We start from the raw sequence: 17,807 nt of genomic DNA, 5'->3' as shown, positions 1-17,807 counted from the left end.
CCAGGATTCAGTGCTCCATGCGTAAGAAATCAGTGCTGGCAGTGGCGTTCGCCGCCGCGGCGGCGCTCACCCTGTCCGCGTGCGGCGGCAGCGACGACGCTGCCGAGAAGCCCCTCGCCGATGTGTCCGTCCCGACCAAGACCAAGGCCGCGACGGTGCTCGACCAGCCGTTCACCAAGCCCGGCCTCGTCCTCACAGACACCCATGGGAAGAAGTACGACCTCCGTGAGCAGACCAAGGGCAAGCCGACGCTGATCTACTTCGGCTACACCAACTGCCCCGATGTCTGCCCGCTCACCATGAGCAACATCGCCATCGCCAGGAAGGCGCTGCCCAAGGCCGACCAGGACAAGCTCCAGGTCGTCTTCGTGACCACGGACCCCGAGCGGGACACCCCCTCCTCGCTGGGCACCTGGCTCAAGTCCCAGGACCCCTCCTTCATCGGTCTCACCGGCGACTTCCCGACCATCCAGGCGGGCGCGCGGCAGATCGGCATCGGCATCGACGCGCCGAAGAAGGAGAAGGACGGCACGGTCGTCTCGATGCACGGCTCGCAGGTCATCGCGTTCTCCCCGAAGACCGACAAGGGGTACCTCGTGTACGGCGAGGACACCTCGCCCGACGACTACGCCAAGGACCTCCCCGAGATCGTCAAGGGGGAGAACCCGTGAACCGCCGCACCGCCCTCGTAGGCGCCGCCGCCCTCGTCACCGGTCTGACACTGGCGGGATGCTCGTCGTCGGACGCCGCACCCGAGCTGAAGGTGTCCGGCGCGTTCATGCCGCAGCCCGTCGGCGACATGGCCGCGGGCTTCCTCGTCATAGAGAACAGCGGTGGCGCCGCCGACCGGCTCACCTCGGTCACCAGCCCGCTCTCGGACGACGTCACGATCCACGAGACGAAGAACAACGTGATGCGCATGGTGACGTCCTTCGACGTTCCGGCCGACGGCGAACTGAATCTGGAACGCGGCGGGAACCACATCATGTTCATGAAGCTCAAGCAGCAGCCCAAGCAGGGCGAGAAGGTGTCCGTGGAGCTGCACTTCGAGAAGGCCGACCCGATCAAGGTCGACCTTCCCGTGAAGGAGACCACCTACAACCCGAAGAAGCAGTGAGGGACTGACACGACATGACAGCCACCGCCCCGCACTTCGGAACGTCCCCGTCCTCTCCCTCGGCCCGTCGGCCACTCACCGCGGCCGCGCTCCTCGCCGCCCTCGTCGGCCTGGTATTCGGGCTGGTGCTGGCCGGCGCGGGCTCCGCGTCCGCACACGCCGCACTCACCGGGAGCGATCCGCAGGACGGGGCGGTGGTCGCCATCGCCCCCAAGAAGATCACGCTCACCTTCTCCGAGCAGGTCGCGCTCGGCAACGACTCGGTCCGGGTCCTGGACCCCGCCGGCAAGCGGGCCGACACCGGCACCGCCCCGCGCGACCTGGGCAGCGGCTCCACGGTGAAGTACGGCGTCCCGCTGCGCACCGGGCTGCCCGACGGCACGTACACCGTCGCCTGGCAGGCCGTCTCGGCGGACAGCCATCCCGTGTCGGGAGCCTTCACCTTCTCCGTCGGAGCGCCCTCGAAGACCACCGTCGTCCCCCCGACGGATGAGGCCGGGGGCGGTCTCGTCGGCACCCTCTACGACATCGCGCGCTACGCCGCCTACGCCGGTTTCATCCTGCTGGCCGGCGGAGCCGCCTTCGTACTGGCCTGCTGGCAGCGCGGCGCGGGCGCACGGCCCCTGCAACGCCTTGTCGTGCGCGGCTGGCTGATGCTCACCGTCGCCACCCTGGCCATGCTGGTGCTGCGCCACCCCTACACCGGCTCCGGGAAACTCGCGGACGCCTTCGACCTCGACGGGCTGAAGGCAGTTCTCGACACCAAGCCGGGCGCGGCACTCGTGTCCCGGCTCCTGCTGCTCGGCGCGTCCGCGCTCTTCATCGCCGTGCTGTTCGGGACGTACGCGCGGCGTGAGGACCGGCGAGAGAAGAAGGACCTCACCTTCGGGCTGGCCATCGGCGGTGCGGTGATCGCCGCCGGGATCGCCGGTACCTGGTCGCTCGCCGAGCACGCCTCGACAGGCATCCAGACCGGTATCGCCATGCCGGTCGACGTGCTCCACCTGCTGGCCGTCGCCGCCTGGCTGGGCGGGCTCGCCGCACTGCTCGTCGCGTTGTACCGGACGCCGGACGTCGAGGCGGCGGCAGTGGGGCGCTTCTCCCGGATCGCGTTCGGCAGCGTGGTCGTGCTCACCGCGACCGGGATCTACCAGTCCTGGCGCCAGGTCGGTACCTGGTCCGCACTCACCGGTACGGGATACGGGCAGCTGCTGCTCGCAAAGGTGGCACTCGTCGCCGTCCTGGTCGCCATCGCCTGGGGTTCGCGCCGCTGGACCGCCCGTTTGATCACGGGCGGAAGCGGTACGGGCGGAAGCGGTACGGGGCGCGAGAGGTCCGGCGAGGCCGATGTCGACACCACGGCCAAGAAGACCGGGAAGACCGGAAGGACCGGGAAGGCCAGAAGGACCGGGAAGGCCGGAAGGAACGGGGAGGTGGCACCCGGGGCGGCGACACCCGAGACAGCGACGGCCGAGGACTCGGCACGGGCGGCGCAGCTCGCCCGGCAGCAGGCCGCCGTGGCCACCGCCGAGAGGAAGCGGATCCGCGACGCCGACCCGGACCGCTCCGGTCTGCGCCGCTCGGTACTCGCCGAAGTCGGTGTCGCCGTCGTGCTCCTCGCCGTGACGACGGTACTGACCTCGACCGAGCCGGGGCGCACCGAGGAAGCGGCCCGGAGTTCCACGGCGGGTGCCGCCCCGGTGGCCGCGGGCCCGGTCGGTCTGACCCTGCCGTTCGACACGGGTGGTGAGAACGGCAGGGGAACGGTGCGCATGGAACTCGACCCGGGCCGCACCGGCGTCAATGAGCTGCACATCTGGGTCGACGGCGCCGACGGCAAGGCCATGGACGTCCCCGAGCTGAAGGTCGCCCTCACTCTGGAGTCCAAGGACATCGGCCCGCTCCCGGTACCCCCCACCCGGCTCGCCGAGGGCCACTGGACCGCGAGCGGCGTCCAGATCCCGATGGCCGGTGACTGGAAGGTCGCGGTGACGGTGCGCACGTCGGACATCGATCAGACGACCATCGACAAGAACGTGAAGATCGGCTGAGCAGGATCGTGAGCGGAAGCGACACATGGTGAGCGGGAACAACAGGAGGAAGACCTTGCCGGGCAGCCGCAAGGGCTCCACTGACAACCGGAAGGTCGCCACGGGCGGCACGAGTGGTGGAACCGGCACGCGCGGCGGGGCCGACACGTACGACGGGACCGCCGGTAGCGGCAGAACCCCGGGGAGCGACGGAACTGTCACGAACGGCGAGACCGTCGGGCGTGGCGAGACCGTCGGGAGCGACCGCAGCAGGAAGAACGGCGGAACCGGCGCGGCCACCGGGAAGGACGCGAACGGCGGGGCATCCCGTCCGGCCGGCCGTGCCCTCACCCGGCGGCGGCTGCTCGGCACCGCGGGCGCCACGGGTGCGGCGGGCCTGCTGGTCGGGGCGGCCGGAGGCGCGACGGGCCACGCCATGACCCGGCCCGAGGAGCCGACCGCCCTGACCGCGGTCGGTTCCACGGAAGTGATGTTTCACGGGAAACATCAACCGGGGATCACCACTCCGCTTCAGGCACGTGGCCACCTCGTCGCCTTCGACCTGGCACCGGGTGCCGGACGGAAGGAGGCCGCCGCCCTGATGCGCCGCTGGTCGGACGTGGCCCGGCTCCTGATGACCGGTGAACCGGCGGCCGGAGGCACGGCGGACGGCGCGGCCCATGACACCGGGATCGCGCTCGATGCCGGGCCGTCCTCCCTGACCATCACCTTCGGTTTCGGCCACACCTTCTTCGACCGCACCGGGCTGGCCGATCGTCGCCCGCCCGGACTCGACCCGCTGCCGCCCTTCTCCAACGATCGCCTGGACGCCAAGCGCTCCAACGGTGACCTCTGGGTGCAGATCGGCGCCGACGACGCGCTCGTCGCGTTCCACGCGCTGCGTGCCATACAGAAGGAGAGCGCCGGAACCGCCAGGGTTCGCTGGCAGATGAACGGCTTCAACCGCACCCCCGGCGCCACCGCCCGGCCGATGACCGCTCGCAATCTGATGGGCCAGATCGACGGCACCGGCAATCCGCAGCCCGCCGACAGCGACTTCGACCGGCGCGTCTTCGTCCCGGCCGAAACGGACGGCGCGTACGCGTGGCTGGCCGGCGGGTCGTACGCGGTCGTACGGCGGATCAGGATGCTGCTCGACGACTGGGAGAAGCTCCCGGTGGAACGGCAGGAGCAGGTCATAGGGCGACGCAAGAAGGACGGCGCCCCGCTGAGCGGCGGCACGGAGACCACCGCGATGGACCTCGACGGGGCCGGGCCCGACGGCAAGCTCCTGATACCCGACAACGCGCACGCCCGGATCTCCTCTCCCGAGAAGAACAGCGGTGCGGCCATGCTCCGACGCCCCTTCTCGTACCACGACGGCATCGCGGAGGACGGCACCCCGGACGCCGGACTGTTGTTCATCTGCTGGCAGGCGGATCCGCTGCGCGGCTTCGTCACCGTGCAGCGCAAGCTGGACCGGGGCGACGCGCTGTCGCCTTTCATCCGGCACGAGGCGAGCGGCCTGTTCGCGGTGCCGGGAGGGGCGGCGCGGGGCGAGTACGTGGGGCAGCGGCTGCTGGAGTCCTGAATGCGCCAAAGCGCACCGGTGCCGGGAGGGGCGCCGGGGGCTGTCCCGTAAACCTCGACGGGCGGGACGGCCCTTCGTGCCACGACCGGAAAGATCTGCGGGCCGGTGAACCTCGCCGGTCACAGCACTAGGGTGACCGTATGTCCGCCACGCGCTACGCCTACCTCGGCCCCGAGGGCACCTTCACCGAAGTCGCCCTCCGTACACTCCCGGAAGCCGCCACCCGCGAGCTCGTACCGATGGTCTCCGTACCGGCGGCTCTGGACGCGGTGCGCAGCGGGGCCGCCGCCGCGGCCCTCGTGCCGATCGAGAACTCCGTCGAGGGCGGCATCACCGCGACGCTCGACGAGCTGACCTCCGGCGAACCGCTGATGATCTACCGCGAGGTGCTGCTCTCCATCAGCTTCGCGCTGTTGGTCCGCCCCGGCACCGAGCTCTCCGACATCAAGTCGGTCACCGCCCACCCGGCCGCACAGCCGCAGGTGCGCAACTGGCTGACGGCCCATCTCCCGGATGCCGTATGGGAATCCGCGGCGTCGAACGCCGACGGTGCCCGGCTGGTGCAGGAGGGACGGTACGACGCCGCCTTCGCCGGTGAGTTCGCGGCGGCGACGTACGGTCTGGAACCGCTGGTGACCGAGATCCACGACGCGGAGAACGCGCAGACGCGCTTCGTCCTGGTGGGCCGCCCGGCCAGGCCCGCAGCACCGACGGGTGCGGACAAGACCTCGGTGGTCATCTGGCTGGGCGAGGACCAGCCCGGTGCGCTGCTCGAACTTCTGCAGGAGTTCGCGGTCCGCGGGGTGAACCTGATGCTGATCCAGTCACGCCCGACAGGCGCCGGCATCGGCAACTACTGCTTCGCCGTGGATGCCGAGGGGCACATCGCGGACCGACGGGTCGGGGAGGCGTTGATGGGCCTGAAACGCATCTGCCCGAAGGTCCGGTTCCTCGGCTCGTATCCGCGGGCAGGAGTGGATCCGCAGGACGTACGGCCCTTGCGACACGGTACGACCGACGCGGAATTCACCGAAGCCTCCGACTGGCTGGCCCGGAATCTCGACGGTCGGGTCTGACTCCGGTCCGGTGTCGGCTGCGCCCGGGGTGGCAGTACCTCGGGCGACAGTGCCCCGGGGCGGGGGCATGCCGGGGTGGTGGCTGTCGAGCCCCATATCCGGGTGGCGTGCTATCTACGGATCTTCGACATCCACAGAGTTATCCACAGAGATGGCTCTCAGCCTGGGGATAAGTCGACACCTCCAGGCGACATGATCGGCATATCGCCACAGTCACCCCAGGTGCATCCACAGGCCAAGAGATGAACTGGGCCGCCGGATGTCGACCCCATTCCGACGATCAACCCATCGAGGCCGGTATTTCCACCCGAACGAGCGCCCGAAGCGGGTTTGAAAGGAAAACCTGCACCCCTCGGCGTCTTGCCCGGCGTGCACCTCTCCGGTGTCCACAGAACTTCCTCACAACCTGTGGATAACTCCGACCGGCCTCAACGCCTGTGGACAAGCAGGACCCAACTCCCCCTCGACGGTAGGCAGATACGTCAAGACAGCCAGCACCCAATACCCCCTTTTGGAGGGATAAACTCTTTTCCATTGACCGCCGAACCGATCAACTGTCACGCATTGCACCCCACCTTTTACCAATTCAGGCAATTTGGACAAAAGGACACGCGTGGCAATATCGGTTCGAGCTGCAGAAGCGCGCACCGGTAGCCTGGAGGGGTGATTGACCTTCGCCTGCTCCGTGAGGACCCCGACCGTGTTCGCGCCTCCCAGCGCGCCCGTGGAGAGGACGTCGCGCTCGTCGACGCCCTGCTCTCCGCCGACGAGCGGCGCAGGTCGTCCGGCGTCCACTTCGACGAACTCCGCTCCGAGCAGAAAGCGCTCGGCAAACTCATCCCCAAGGCCTCGCCCGAGGAGCGCGCCGAGCTGCTCAAGCGGGCCGAGCAGCTGAAGGCCGAGGTCAAAGCTGCCGACGCGGCGCAGGACGAGGCCGATGCCGAGGCGAAGAGCCTGATGCTCAAGATCGGCAACATCGTCCACGAGGACGTGCCGGTCGGCGGCGAGGAGGACTTCGTCGTCCTGGAGACGCATGGCACAATCCGCGATTTCGGGGCCGAGGGCTTCGAGCCCAAGGACCACCTGGAGCTCGGCGAGAAGCTCGGCGCCATCGACATGGAGCGCGGTGCCAAGGTCTCCGGCTCGCGCTTCTACTACTTGACGGGCGTCGGCGCGCTGCTGGAGCTGGCCCTCGTCAACGCGGCGATCGCCCAGGCCACCGAGGCGGGCTTCGTCCCGATGCTGACGCCGGCACTGGTCCGCCCGCGTGCCATGGAGGGCACCGGCTTCCTGGGTCAGGCCGCCGAGAACGTGTACCACCTGGAGAAGGACGACTACTACCTGGTCGGCACCTCCGAGGTCCCGCTCGCGGCGTACCACATGGACGAGATCATCGAGGCCGACAAGCTGCCGCTGCGCTACGCGGGCTTCTCGCCGTGCTACCGCCGCGAGGCCGGTACGTACGGAAAGGACACCCGGGGCATCTTCCGCGTCCACCAGTTCGACAAGGTCGAGATGTTCTCGTACGTCGACCCGGCGGACGCCGAGGCCGAACACCGCAGGCTCCTGGACTGGGAGAAGCAGTGGCTCACCGCCCTTGAGCTGCCCTTCCAGGTGATCGATGTCGCCACCGGCGACCTCGGCGCCTCGGCCTCCCGGAAGTTCGACTGCGAGGCGTGGATCCCGACGCAGGGCAAGTACCGGGAACTGACGTCCGCGTCGAACTGCGACAGCTTCCAGGCGCGTCGCCTGTCCGTCCGGATGCGCGACAACCAGGACGGCAAGAAGGTTCTCCAGCCGCTGGCCACGCTGAACGGCACGCTCTGCGCCGTGCCGCGCACGATCGTGGCGATCCTGGAGAACCACCAGTTGGCCGACGGTTCGGTGCGGGTGCCCGAGGTGCTCCGGCCGTACCTGGGCGGACGCGAGGTCCTGGAACCGGTCGCCAAGTGACCTTTCCGTACAAACTCGTCGCGACCGATCTCGACGGAACGCTGCTGCGCAACGACGACACGGTCTCGGAGCGCACCCGGACGGCTCTGACCGCGGCTGCGGCGGCCGGTGCCGCGCACATCATCGTCACCGGCCGCGCGGTTCCGTGGACCCGGCACATCCTGGACGACCTCGGCTACGAGGGCCTCGCGGTCTGCGGCCAGGGCGCGCAGGTGTACCACGCGGGCGAACACAGGCTGCTGACCTCGTTGACGCTGGACCGGCAGCTCGGCGGTCTCGCACTGTCCAAGATCGAGGCGGAGGTCGGCCCGCTGGCACTGGCGGCGAGCCGCGACGGGCTCGACGGCGAGGTCGTGATCGGCCCCGGCTACCGCGTGCAGGAGGGGCCTCTCCCCGCTGTCGTCGCGGAGGATCCGGCCGAGTTGTGGGCGGCTCCGCTGAACAAGGTCTACATCCAGCATCCCGATCTGGACGACGACGCACTGGCGACGGCCGCGCGAGCGGCCGTCGGCAATCTGGTGAACGTGGTCATGGCAGGTCCGGGTGTGGTGGAGATCCTGCCGTTGGGGCTGAGCAAGGCGACCGGGCTCTCGCTGGCCGCACGCCGGCTGGGCGTGAAGGCCGCGGACACGCTTGCCTTCGGGGACATGCCGAACGACATCCCGATGTTCGCCTGGGCGAAGCACGGTGTGGCCATGGCCAACGCTCATGAGGACCTGAAGGCCGTGGCGCAGGAGATCACCGCGTCCAACGAGGACGACGGCATCGCGGTGGTGCTGGAGCGGCTGCTCTAGGCCGTGACCGGTGTGACCGGTGAGGCTTCTCCGTAAGGGCACGGCCCGTACACGTACGGGCCGTGCCCTTACCCGGAACCGGGCGTCGGCGTGCGATGACACGGCTTGCCTCCCCGGGCGTCCTGCCCCGATCGGCAACGGCGGGGTATCGGTGACTACTCCGGTACCGGCCTCGGGACCGCCCCGCCGGGAACTCTACGAACTCTCACTGTCGGTCATCGTCGCGCTCCTCTCCCGGTCGGTGAGGGGCGTATCGGCATGCGGCGGCGAGTTTCCGCCCCCTTCACACCGCACCGATATGTGCCTCGCGCCCCATGGCGGCGTCCCACCACCGTCCGGGCGCGGCCTCTCGGCACCATCCGTTCTCCGGACGTCACCGAAAGACCGCTCGCCCCGTCGCGTCAGCGGTGTTCGTCCTCCCGGCTCCGCTTGTCGGTGCGGCACCCCAGGTCCTTCAGATGGCGGGCGAGAACGTCCACCCTGCCGTCGATCCGGACGATGTCCTCCGCCATGTGGCCGAGTCTCACACTCATCGCGCCAACGATCTGGTGCGTGGCATCCAGCCTGCGGTCGAGAGCACCGAGCCGGATCGACATCCGTTCGAGAACGGGCCCGAGCTCCTGGAGCGCGTCACCCACGCCGACGAGGCAGCTCTCGACCCGGGTGACGCGTTGTTCGAGCGAGGCACACCCCGCACGCAGATGCCGCTCCGCGTCGAGCAGATACGTACGGACGCATCGGGCGATGTCGCTGTCGCGAAGAAGCATGGCGACGTTGAGCACGGTCCTGCGGGTGTAGAGCGTGAGTCGGGCGGCGGCCTGTGGATAACTCCCGCCCGGTTCCCCTCCCTATAGGGACAACATGTCCCTATGGAATTCTCGCAGTTCAGAGCCGCGCAGCACCCTGAGCCCGTTCTCCGTGAACTCGACTCGATGCCGCTGGACCACCTTCTTGACGACCTCTGTGGATACTTCGAAGTAACGTGCCACGTCCTCTGTGCGAAGGTGAATTCCATCAGGGAGCATGACAAGGCTCTTCACCTTGTCGAGGACGTCCACACGCCCCATCTGCTCGACGCGCAGCGCACGTGATTCGAGCAGGGCGACTTCCGCTGGCATGGACATGCCTTTCAGTCGGGAAACCGGCGATGACCGACCCAGTCCCGGGCCTGAGGGGCGGAGGACGCTCACGGTTGCCACACACTCAATGACCGACCCGGCAGGCGATCTCCCGCCGGCACCGGCAATCCCCTGTTTCACGAAAGCCACGACGTCTCGGATTCCAGTTGCCTCCACGCACCCCGCACAACGAGCCGATAACCGTACAGTCACGCACACTTCTGTCCGACATGCGTCAACCCCCGCCCGGAGGACGAGGGTTGACGACGGACCACCGGACGACGACGGTGATCGGTGTGCGACTGCGGGCGCGACGACGGCACAGGAACCGGTCAGGAGCTCGAAAGGCCCCGGACCAGGAAGCGGCAGGGAACCGAGCACCGAGCCGCCGGCCGGCCCCCGCCCACAGCCCGGCCCCCGCCCCCGCTCACTCCTCCCCGGCCAGCTTCAGGGTGCGCAGCTTCTGCCCCGCGTACCAGGTGGCGCCCACGGTGACGGCCACCAGCAGGATCGTCGCGGTCGGCAGTCCGACATCGGAGGTGATCGTGCCGGCCTCGCCGATCTTCTCGGCGACCGCGAGGGACCACTGCTGCACGCTGAGCGTGCGTGCCCCGGGCACCAGGCTGCCGAACAGCGCCTCCCACACCAGCGCGTAGACGAGTCCGAAGACCACCGCGTGCCGACTGATGGTGCCCAGCAGCAGGAACAGCGAGCTGTACGCGATCGACGCGACCAGGGCCGCGACGGTGTACGCCACCGCGATCTGCTGGCCGTTGCCGTTGAGGATCAGGCCCGCGATCAGCGTGGGCAGTGCGGAGAAGACCATGGTGACCGCGATGGACACGATCAGTTTGGTGAAGATGATCGTGGGCCGCTTCACCGGTTTGGACAGCAGGTAGACGATCGAGCCGTCGTCGATCTCGGGGCCGATGGCGCCCGTTCCGGCGATCACACCGATCAGCGGCACCATCGTGGCGATGGCGAAGCCTCCCAGCACGTTCGCCGCGACCTGGTCGTCGGCTCCGGCGAACGCCCGTACCGCCACCGCGATGGCCACCAGCAGCACCGGCAGGACGAACATGATGGCGGCCCGGCGCCGGCCGAGCAGGGCCCGGTAGGTGAGCCGGGCGACTGTGGGGTCGTACATGACGCTTCACAGCTCCTTTCAGGCCACTACTCAGGCCGCTACAAGATAGGAAAAGACCGATTCGAGGGACTCGTCGGACGGCGAAACGGTCAGCAGGCGGATTCCGTGCTCACGCGCGACCCTCGGCAGCAACTCGGTGAAGCGCCCGAAGTCGACGGCCTGGATGCGCAGGGCCCGCTCGCCCAGGTCCACCTCGATACCGGCCGTCGACGGGTCGGCGATGAGCGCGGCAGCGAGGGCGCGGTCGTCGCTGGAGCGCACGAGATAGCGGTGCGGGCGGTCCGTCATCAGCCTGCGGATCTTCCGGAAGTCGCCGGATGCCGCATGCCGCCCGGCCACGATCACCTCGATGTGCGAGGCGAGTTGTTCGACCTCTTCGAGGATGTGCGAGGAGAAGAGGACCGTCCGCCCCTGGGCGCCCATCTGACGCAGCAGTTCCATCAGCTGCATCCGCTGGCGCGGGTCCATCCCGTTGAACGGTTCGTCGAGCAGCAGCACCGACGGCTCGTGGACCAGGGCGGACGCCATCTTCACGCGCTGGCGCATGCCCTTGCTGTATGTGGAGATCTTGCGGTCCTGCGCGTACTCCATCTCGACCGTGGCCAGCGCCCGCTGCGCCTCCGCGTCGCCGAGCCCCTGGAGTTCCGCGTTGGCGACGACGAACTCGCGGCCGGTCAGGAAGTCGTACATCGCCTCCCGCTCCGGCACGATGCCGATCTCCTTGTACACCGCCTCGTTCCGCCAGATCGCCTGCCCGTCGAGCGTGACGGTGCCCGTGGACGGAGCGAGGAAACCGGCCATCATGTTGATCAGCGTGGACTTGCCCGCGCCGTTGGGTCCGAGCAGTCCGGTGACGCCCGGCCCCACCGTCATGCTCACGTCGTTGACGGCGACCACATTCCCGAACCAGCGCGAGGTGTGGTCGATCTCGATGGTGGTCACAGCCCGACCTTCCGGTAGCGGCGCATCAGTACGCCGTACGAGCCGACGACGAGCGCGAGAACAACGATCAGATAGAGCACTCCGAGCCCCGTGCCCGGCCCCTCGCTGCCCGGGAAGGCGGACGCGGCCCCGAGGAACGCGGTCTGCACGCCGTCGACCAGCGTGATCGGGGAGAACAGCCCCAGCCACGCGACGGCGCCCTCGGAACCCGTCCCCCAGGCGATGGCCTGCACGGTGGAGACCGCACCGTAGGAGATGGTCAGCACGGCGATCACCGCGGCGACGCCGAAGCCGCGGCGCGGGGTCAGCGCGGCCATGACCAGTCCCAGCCCGGCAAAAAGCACGGAGAGCAATGCCACCGACACCATTCCCTGCCCGAACCCCTTGGTCTGCGTGGCGAAGTCGAACTTTCCGAGCAGCGCACCCACATAGAGGATGACGAGCGGTGCGCCGGTGAGGATGAGGAGCGCGGACGCCATGGCGGCGAACTTCGCGACGACGTAGTCGACTCGTTCGATCGGACGCGAGAAGTACAGCGGCACGCTCTTGAAGCGCAGGTCGCGCGAGACCGACTGCGGTGCCTGCGCGGCGAGGAACAGGCCGATGACGGCCTGGAGGTAGATCGCGAACGACGTGTACTTCATCGGCAGGGCCGTGGACCCGGGCGTGGCGATGGCGACGGCGACGATGATCGCCGCGATGATGCACATCACTCCTGAGAGCAGCATCGGCAGCACTTTGGACTTGGCGGAACGCCCCAGTCCGAATGCTCCTCGCAGAGACTGCGAGTACAGCGAACGCCGGGCGTATCCGCGCCCCAGCCGCGGGCCGTCGTAGGAGCGGTACCCGATGTTGTGGATCCGGGACGTCTCGCCGCCACCGGCGGCCGCGGTCCCGGTCTGCATGCTCGTCACGACCGCTCCCCTTCTGCTTCGAGGCCCTTGTGCTGCGGGGTTCCGGCAGCCGTGTCCGGGTGCGCGTGCGCGTGCGCGGCCGCGGACGGTGCGGCCGCCTCGGTCCGGGTCTCCCCCTCGGAGTGGAAGACCTCGGCGATGTGGTGGCGCCGCTGTTCCATCCGCACGAGACCGAGCCCGAGCCCGGCGACGCTGTCGCGGACGATGTCGTACGTCTCCTCGCCGGTCGCCTCGATCAGCAGAATGTGGCCCGCGCCGGGCAGCCCCTGCCCGTCGAGACCGTCCTGGCCCACGAGACCGACGCCCGCCCGGACGAGGGCCCTGCGCAGGGCGTCCGTACCGTCCGGGTGGGTGTCGCTGTCGGTGACCTCGACCGCGAGGGTCGTGGTGGTCTGGGTGAAGTCGCTGGTGGAGCTGGAGCGCAGCAGGGCGCCGCCGTCGATGACGACGACGTGGTCGCAGGTGCGTTCCAGCTCGCCAAGGAGGTGCGAGGTGACCAGGACCGAGATGCCGAAGTCCGCGTAGACGCGGCGGATCAGGCCGAGCATCTCGTCGCGGCCGACCGGGTCGAGGCCGTTGGTCGGCTCGTCGAGCAGCACCAGCTGAGGGTCGTGCACCAGCGCCTGGGCCAGCTTCACGCGCTGCTTCATGCCGGTCGAGTAGCCGCCGATGGGGCGGTAGCGCTCCTCGTAGAGACCGACGTGGCGCAGGGTGTCGGCGGTGCGCTCGCGCGCGGCCGTCGGCGGCAGGCCGGACATTCGTGCCATGTGGACGACGAACTCGGTGGCCGAGACGTCCGGCGGCAAGCAGTCGTGCTCGGGCATGTAGCCGACGCGCTCCCGGATGGCGGCGCCGTGGGTGGCGACATCGAGACCGAGCACCGCGGCCCGGCCCTCGGTGGCGGGGGACAGACCCAGCAGGATCTTGATCAACGTGGACTTGCCGGCTCCGTTGGAACCCACCAGCCCGGTCACACCGGGTCCGATGTCCAGGGAGAGCCGGTCAAGCGCGGTCACCCGTGGGAACCGCTTGCTCAGGCTTTCGGTCGCGATCACAGTCACGCGTTCGACGATAGTGGCGGGGACCACACCCGACATCAGCCCTGGCGGCTGGATCGCCGTCAGACTCCAGGCGTACGAGCCCGTAGGGGGCCCACCGCACGGTGGAGCCCGGGGATCTCGCTCGCCTCCCACGGGTCCGGCGTGCGCACGTTGTCCACAGGTCTCCGCACACCCCCTTGACGTAGCCGTCGGACATTGTCACATTCATCAGTGTCACGTTACGGACACGTACCGCACACGGCAGGGAACGGACGGTGGCATGACTCCGGCAGTGAAGGACGAACGATCCCCGGAGCTACGGGGGTTCAGAGACGTGCAACGGCTCGCGTACGCCTGCGCCGAGGCGGTCGCCGGACGGCTCGCGCCGGGAGTGACCGAGCGGGAGGCGGCCAGAATGCAGCGCGACTGGTTGCGCGAGCGCGGGGTCCGGGACTGGTTCCATCTGCCCTTCGCCTGGTTCGGCGACCGTACGGCCTTCACCGGCTTCAAGGTGCCCCTGCAGTTCTTTCCGACCAACCGCGCGCTGGAGCCCGGGATGCCGTTCATCCTCGACATGGCCCCGGTGTACAAGGGATTCACCGCCGACATCGGATACTCCGGCTGCCTCGGACCGAATCGCCTGCACGACAAGCTGATGGCCGATCTGGAGGTCCATCGCGAGCTGATCCTGCGCGAGGTGCGGGAGCGGCGTTCACTGCGGGAGATCTATGAGGACGTCGACCGCCTGATGATCAGGCAGGGGTATGCGAACCGGCATCGCGCGTACCCCTTCGGCGTCATCGCCCACAAGATCGATCGTGTCGCCGAACGTCGCTGGTCCCCGCAGGTGTTCGGGTTCGGGACGCAGTCGCTCAAAGGACTGCTGGGCGATGCGCTGCACGGGCACCGGGACGGCTGGTCGCCGCTGTGGAGTCCGTACCGCTTCTCCGACCACCCGCCGCAGCCGGGGTTGTGGGCGGTCGAACCCCACCTCGGATTCCGGGGTACGGGCGCCAAGTTCGAGGAGATCCTCGTCGTCACCGACTCCAAGGACCCCGAGCAGAGCGCCTTCTGGCTGGACGACGATCTGCCGCACGTGCGGCGCTGGGCCGAGGAGAGGGTGGCGGCATGAGTCCGCAGGGTCTGGAGGATGCGCGTGAGCGCCGGGTCCGCACGGGCGGAATCGAGCTGTGCGTGGCGGAGTTGGGCGACGAGACGCGACCGACGATCGTGCTCGTCCACGGCTATCCGGACAGCAAGGAGGTCTGGACGGACGTGGCGAGGCAGCTGGCCGACCAGTGGCACGTCGTGCTGTACGACGTGCGCGGGCACGGCAGGTCCACGGCGCCGAAGCCGCTGCGCGGGGGCTTCACCCTGGAGAAGCTGACCGACGACTTCCTGGCCGTCGCCGATGCGGTCAGCCCGGACCGACCGGTGCACCTGGTCGGGCACGACTGGGGGTCGGTCCAGTCCTGGGAGTTCGCCACGGTCAAACGGACCGAGGGCCGAATCGCCTCGTTCACCTCGATGTCCGGGCCTTCCCTGGACCACTTCGGTCACTGGATCAAGCAGCGGATGGCCCGGCCCTCTCCGCGTCGGGTGGGCCAGCTGCTCGGCCAGGGCGCCAAGTCCTGGTACGTCTACATGCTGCACACACCGGTCCTGCCCGAGCTCGCCTGGCGCGGTCCGCTCGGCAGGCGATGGCCGCAGATCCTGGAGCGGATGGAGAAGGTGCCCGCGGGCGACTACCCGACGCCCTCCCTGCCCGACGACGCGGCACACGGCGCCTGGCTCTACCGCGACAACGTCAGGGCCAGGCTGAGCAGGCCCCGCACCGACGCCTACGCCCACGCACCGGTCCAGTTGATCACTCCGACCGGTGACGCCTTCCTCTCGGAGCGGCTGTACGACCAACTGGAGCTGTGGGCACCACAGCTGGTGCGTCGATCGCTGCCGGGCAAACACTGGGTGCCGCGGACCAGGCCGGACCGGCTCGCCTCCTGGATCAGCGAGTTCGTCACCGCCAACGAAGCGGCCCGGGAGGCGGGGCGGCCGGTGCACGACTCGGCGCCCACCGGGGCCTACGCGGACCGGTTCGGCGGGCAGTTGGTCCTGGTGACGGGTGCGGCCGGTGGAATCGGCCGGGCGACCGCCTTCGCGTTCGCCGAGGCGGGCGCCCGGGTGGTGGCCGTGGACCGGGACGCGGAGGGTGCGGCCAGGACGGCGGAAATGGCCCGGCTGATCGGGTCCCCGGCCGCCTGGGGCGAAGCGGTCGACGTCAGCGACGAACAGGCGATGGAGAAGCTGGCCGAGAAGGTCGCCTCCGAGTACGGCATCGTCGACGTTCTGGTCAACAACGCCGGTATCGGGCTGTCCGGCTCCTTCCTGGAGACCACGAGCGAGGACTGGAAGAACGTCCTCGATGTCAATCTGTGGGGAGTCATCCACGGCTGCCGGATCTTCGGCAGGCAGATGGCCGAGCGCGGTCAGGGCGGTCACATCGTCAACACCGCTTCCGCCGCCGCCTATCAGCCGTCCAGGGCACTTCCCGCATACAGCACCTCCAAGGCAGCCGTGTTGATGCTCAGCGAGTGCCTGCGGGCCGAGTTCGCCGACCGGTCGATCGGGGTCAGCGCGATCTGCCCCGGAATCGTCAACACCGGCATCACCGCCGCGGCGCGCTTCGCAGGGGCGGACGCGGCGGAGGAGACCCGGTTGCGGAAGCGAACCAGTCGGCTGTACGGACTCCGCAACTATCCCCCGGAGAAGGTCGCCGACGCCGTCCTCAGGGCGGTGGTGCGCAACCAGGCCGTCGTGCCGGTGACACCGGAAGCCCGCGGGGCCCGCGTCCTGGCCCGGTTCAGTCCCGGCGCACTGCGTGGCATCGCCCGGCTGAAGCCGCCGCTGTGAGCGGCTCCGGACGATCGGCCGCGGCGGACAGGCAGTCGTCGGTTGCGGGTGGACAGACGTCGACGGCGGCGGGCGGGCGGCCCGCCGCCGAGTACCGAATCGAGGATCTGGCCCACGCCAGCGGTGCCACGGTCCGTACGATCCGCGCCTATCAGGACCGCGGCCTGCTGCCCACGCCGGAGCGGCGCGGCCGGGCGAATGTGTACCGGGACACCCATCTGTCCCGGCTCCGGCAGATCGCCGACCTGCTCGACCGCGGCTACACCCTGTCCAGCATCAAGGAATTGCTGGACGCCTGGGACACCGGCCGCGGCCTGGGCGGGGTGCTCGGTCTCGTCGCCGAGGTGCACGGCCCGTGGACGGACGAGCGGACCGGCCGGATCACTCGGGCCGAGTTGGACGCCAGGTTCGGCGGCACCCCGGACGACGAGGCGGTGGCCGAGGCGGTGGACCTCGGTGTGCTGGAGCGTGTTCCCGGGCGGGACGACGAGTTCCTGGTGCCCAGCCCGCAGGAGCTTGCCGTGGCAGCGGAGTTGCACGCGGCCGGAGTGCCGCTCGGTGCAATCTCCGGTCATCTGCGTGAACTTCGCGGACAGGTGGAGCAGATCGCCTCACGCTTCCTGGAGTTCACCACCGAGCACGTCTTTGGCCGCTACCTGGGCCATCGCCCACCGACGGACACGGATGCGGCCGAGGCGGCCGCCATGGTCCGCAGGCTCCGTCCACTCGCCCAACTCACGGTGGATGCCGAACTCGCCCGGGCGATGCGCACGTTCGCCACGCTCCATCTGCGCCATCACTTGGGCGAGGACACGGTGCTCCTGGCGGATACCCCACCCGTCGAAGGGGAGCACGTGGCCCTGCCGGCCGAGACAATCGAAGCCGTTCGACGTCTCGTTGGCGAGGACAACGTTTCCGCGTTCGTGGCGACGGCGGCCGAACGCGAGGTGCGCGCACGGCTATTGGACTCTCTCGTTTCACCTCGGGCTGAATCCGGGCGAGTTGACCAAATCACCCGAAATGACATTGTGTTGTCCACAGAAGGATGAACTAGCCTGTGGATAACCTCAGTTGGCTGTGGATCAAACCTGCTGCCAAAAAATTACCAAAGCAAATAAATTCACCTTGGTGAATTCGTGACGAAATGCGGATGCGTTCCGGAAAGCGCCTGGCCA

The 17,807-nt window shown here is 69.0% G+C and carries 14 protein-coding genes and 1 pseudogene; 10 read left to right on the top strand and 5 right to left on the bottom strand.

Features of this window, described 5'->3' with window-relative positions:
• The first annotated feature begins 17 nt into the window (after positions 1 to 17).
• From ACFC79_RS07295 to ACFC79_RS07265, 7 genes are all read left to right on the top strand, one after another.
• Positions 18 to 671, top strand: a complete 654-nt coding sequence (locus ACFC79_RS07295; RefSeq protein ID WP_376236366.1) for an SCO family protein — start codon at positions 18 to 20, stop codon at positions 669 to 671.
• The gene (locus tag ACFC79_RS07290) at positions 668 to 1,117 is read left to right on the top strand and encodes a copper chaperone PCu(A)C (RefSeq protein WP_376236363.1); all 450 of its coding nucleotides are present in this window, start codon (positions 668 to 670) and stop codon (positions 1,115 to 1,117) included. Before ACFC79_RS07295 ends, ACFC79_RS07290 begins: the two co-directional genes overlap by 4 nt.
• 14 nt (positions 1,118 to 1,131) lie before the next feature.
• The gene (locus ACFC79_RS07285) at positions 1,132 to 3,168 is read left to right on the top strand and encodes a copper resistance protein CopC (RefSeq protein ID WP_376236362.1); all 2,037 of its coding nucleotides are present in this window, start codon (positions 1,132 to 1,134) and stop codon (positions 3,166 to 3,168) included.
• A 55-nt stretch (positions 3,169 to 3,223) separates the two neighbouring features.
• The gene (efeB, locus tag ACFC79_RS07280) at positions 3,224 to 4,738 is read left to right on the top strand and encodes an iron uptake transporter deferrochelatase/peroxidase subunit (RefSeq protein ID WP_376236359.1); all 1,515 of its coding nucleotides are present in this window, start codon (positions 3,224 to 3,226) and stop codon (positions 4,736 to 4,738) included.
• A gap of 140 nt (positions 4,739 to 4,878) precedes the next feature.
• Positions 4,879 to 5,814, top strand: coding sequence for a prephenate dehydratase (gene pheA / locus ACFC79_RS07275; RefSeq protein WP_376236356.1), 936 nt, complete (start codon positions 4,879 to 4,881; stop codon positions 5,812 to 5,814).
• A gap of 663 nt (positions 5,815 to 6,477) precedes the next feature.
• Positions 6,478 to 7,767 (top strand): serine--tRNA ligase, encoded by a 1,290-nt coding sequence (serS, locus tag ACFC79_RS07270; RefSeq protein WP_376236353.1) that lies wholly within the window; start codon positions 6,478 to 6,480, stop codon positions 7,765 to 7,767.
• Positions 7,764 to 8,561 (top strand): HAD family hydrolase, encoded by a 798-nt coding sequence (locus ACFC79_RS07265; protein WP_376236352.1) that lies wholly within the window; start codon positions 7,764 to 7,766, stop codon positions 8,559 to 8,561. The genes serS and ACFC79_RS07265 overlap by 4 nt, the downstream gene beginning before the upstream one ends.
• Positions 8,562 to 8,962: 401 nt before the next feature.
• Here the strand turns inward: ACFC79_RS07265 and ACFC79_RS07260 are convergent.
• From ACFC79_RS07260 to ACFC79_RS07240, 5 genes and pseudogenes are all read right to left on the bottom strand, one after another.
• A pseudogene (locus ACFC79_RS07260) lies at positions 8,963 to 9,679 on the bottom strand (hypothetical protein).
• A gap of 427 nt (positions 9,680 to 10,106) precedes the next feature.
• Positions 10,107 to 10,826: an ABC transporter permease gene (locus ACFC79_RS07255; RefSeq protein ID WP_376236349.1), complete on the bottom strand. Its 720-nt coding sequence runs from the start codon at positions 10,824 to 10,826 to the stop codon at positions 10,107 to 10,109.
• Positions 10,827 to 10,856: 30 nt separating this feature from the next.
• Entirely contained in the window at positions 10,857 to 11,768 is a 912-nt protein-coding gene (locus tag ACFC79_RS07250) for an ABC transporter ATP-binding protein (RefSeq protein WP_376236346.1), read from the bottom strand.
• Positions 11,765 to 12,673: an ABC transporter permease gene (locus ACFC79_RS07245; RefSeq protein ID WP_376236692.1), complete on the bottom strand. Its 909-nt coding sequence runs from the start codon at positions 12,671 to 12,673 to the stop codon at positions 11,765 to 11,767. The genes ACFC79_RS07250 and ACFC79_RS07245 overlap by 4 nt, the downstream gene beginning before the upstream one ends.
• Before the next feature lie 5 nt (positions 12,674 to 12,678).
• Positions 12,679 to 13,779 (bottom strand): ABC transporter ATP-binding protein, encoded by a 1,101-nt coding sequence (locus ACFC79_RS07240; RefSeq protein WP_376236343.1) that lies wholly within the window; start codon positions 13,777 to 13,779, stop codon positions 12,679 to 12,681.
• A 223-nt stretch (positions 13,780 to 14,002) separates the two neighbouring features.
• On the opposite strand from ACFC79_RS07240, the gene ACFC79_RS07235 reads away from it, so the two are divergent.
• The 3 genes from ACFC79_RS07235 (at position 14,003) to ACFC79_RS07225 (ending at position 17,681) form a co-directional block, all read left to right on the top strand.
• A complete protein-coding gene (locus tag ACFC79_RS07235; protein ID WP_376236341.1) occupies positions 14,003 to 14,854 on the top strand; it encodes a M24 family metallopeptidase in 852 nt (283 codons plus the stop codon).
• A complete protein-coding gene (locus tag ACFC79_RS07230; protein WP_376236338.1) occupies positions 14,851 to 16,632 on the top strand; it encodes an SDR family oxidoreductase in 1,782 nt (593 codons plus the stop codon). Before ACFC79_RS07235 ends, ACFC79_RS07230 begins: the two co-directional genes overlap by 4 nt.
• A 98-nt stretch (positions 16,633 to 16,730) precedes the next feature.
• Positions 16,731 to 17,681 (top strand): MerR family transcriptional regulator, encoded by a 951-nt coding sequence (locus tag ACFC79_RS07225; RefSeq protein WP_376236689.1) that lies wholly within the window; start codon positions 16,731 to 16,733, stop codon positions 17,679 to 17,681.
• Positions 17,682 to 17,807: the final 126 nt, after the last annotated feature.

It is taken from the genome of Streptomyces sp. NPDC056061, assembly GCF_042266885.1.
Taxonomy (GTDB): Bacteria; Actinomycetota; Actinomycetes; order Streptomycetales; family Streptomycetaceae; genus Streptomyces.
Note: the sequence above shows the minus strand (reverse complement) of the source record. Positions and strands in the feature narration are given on the sequence as shown.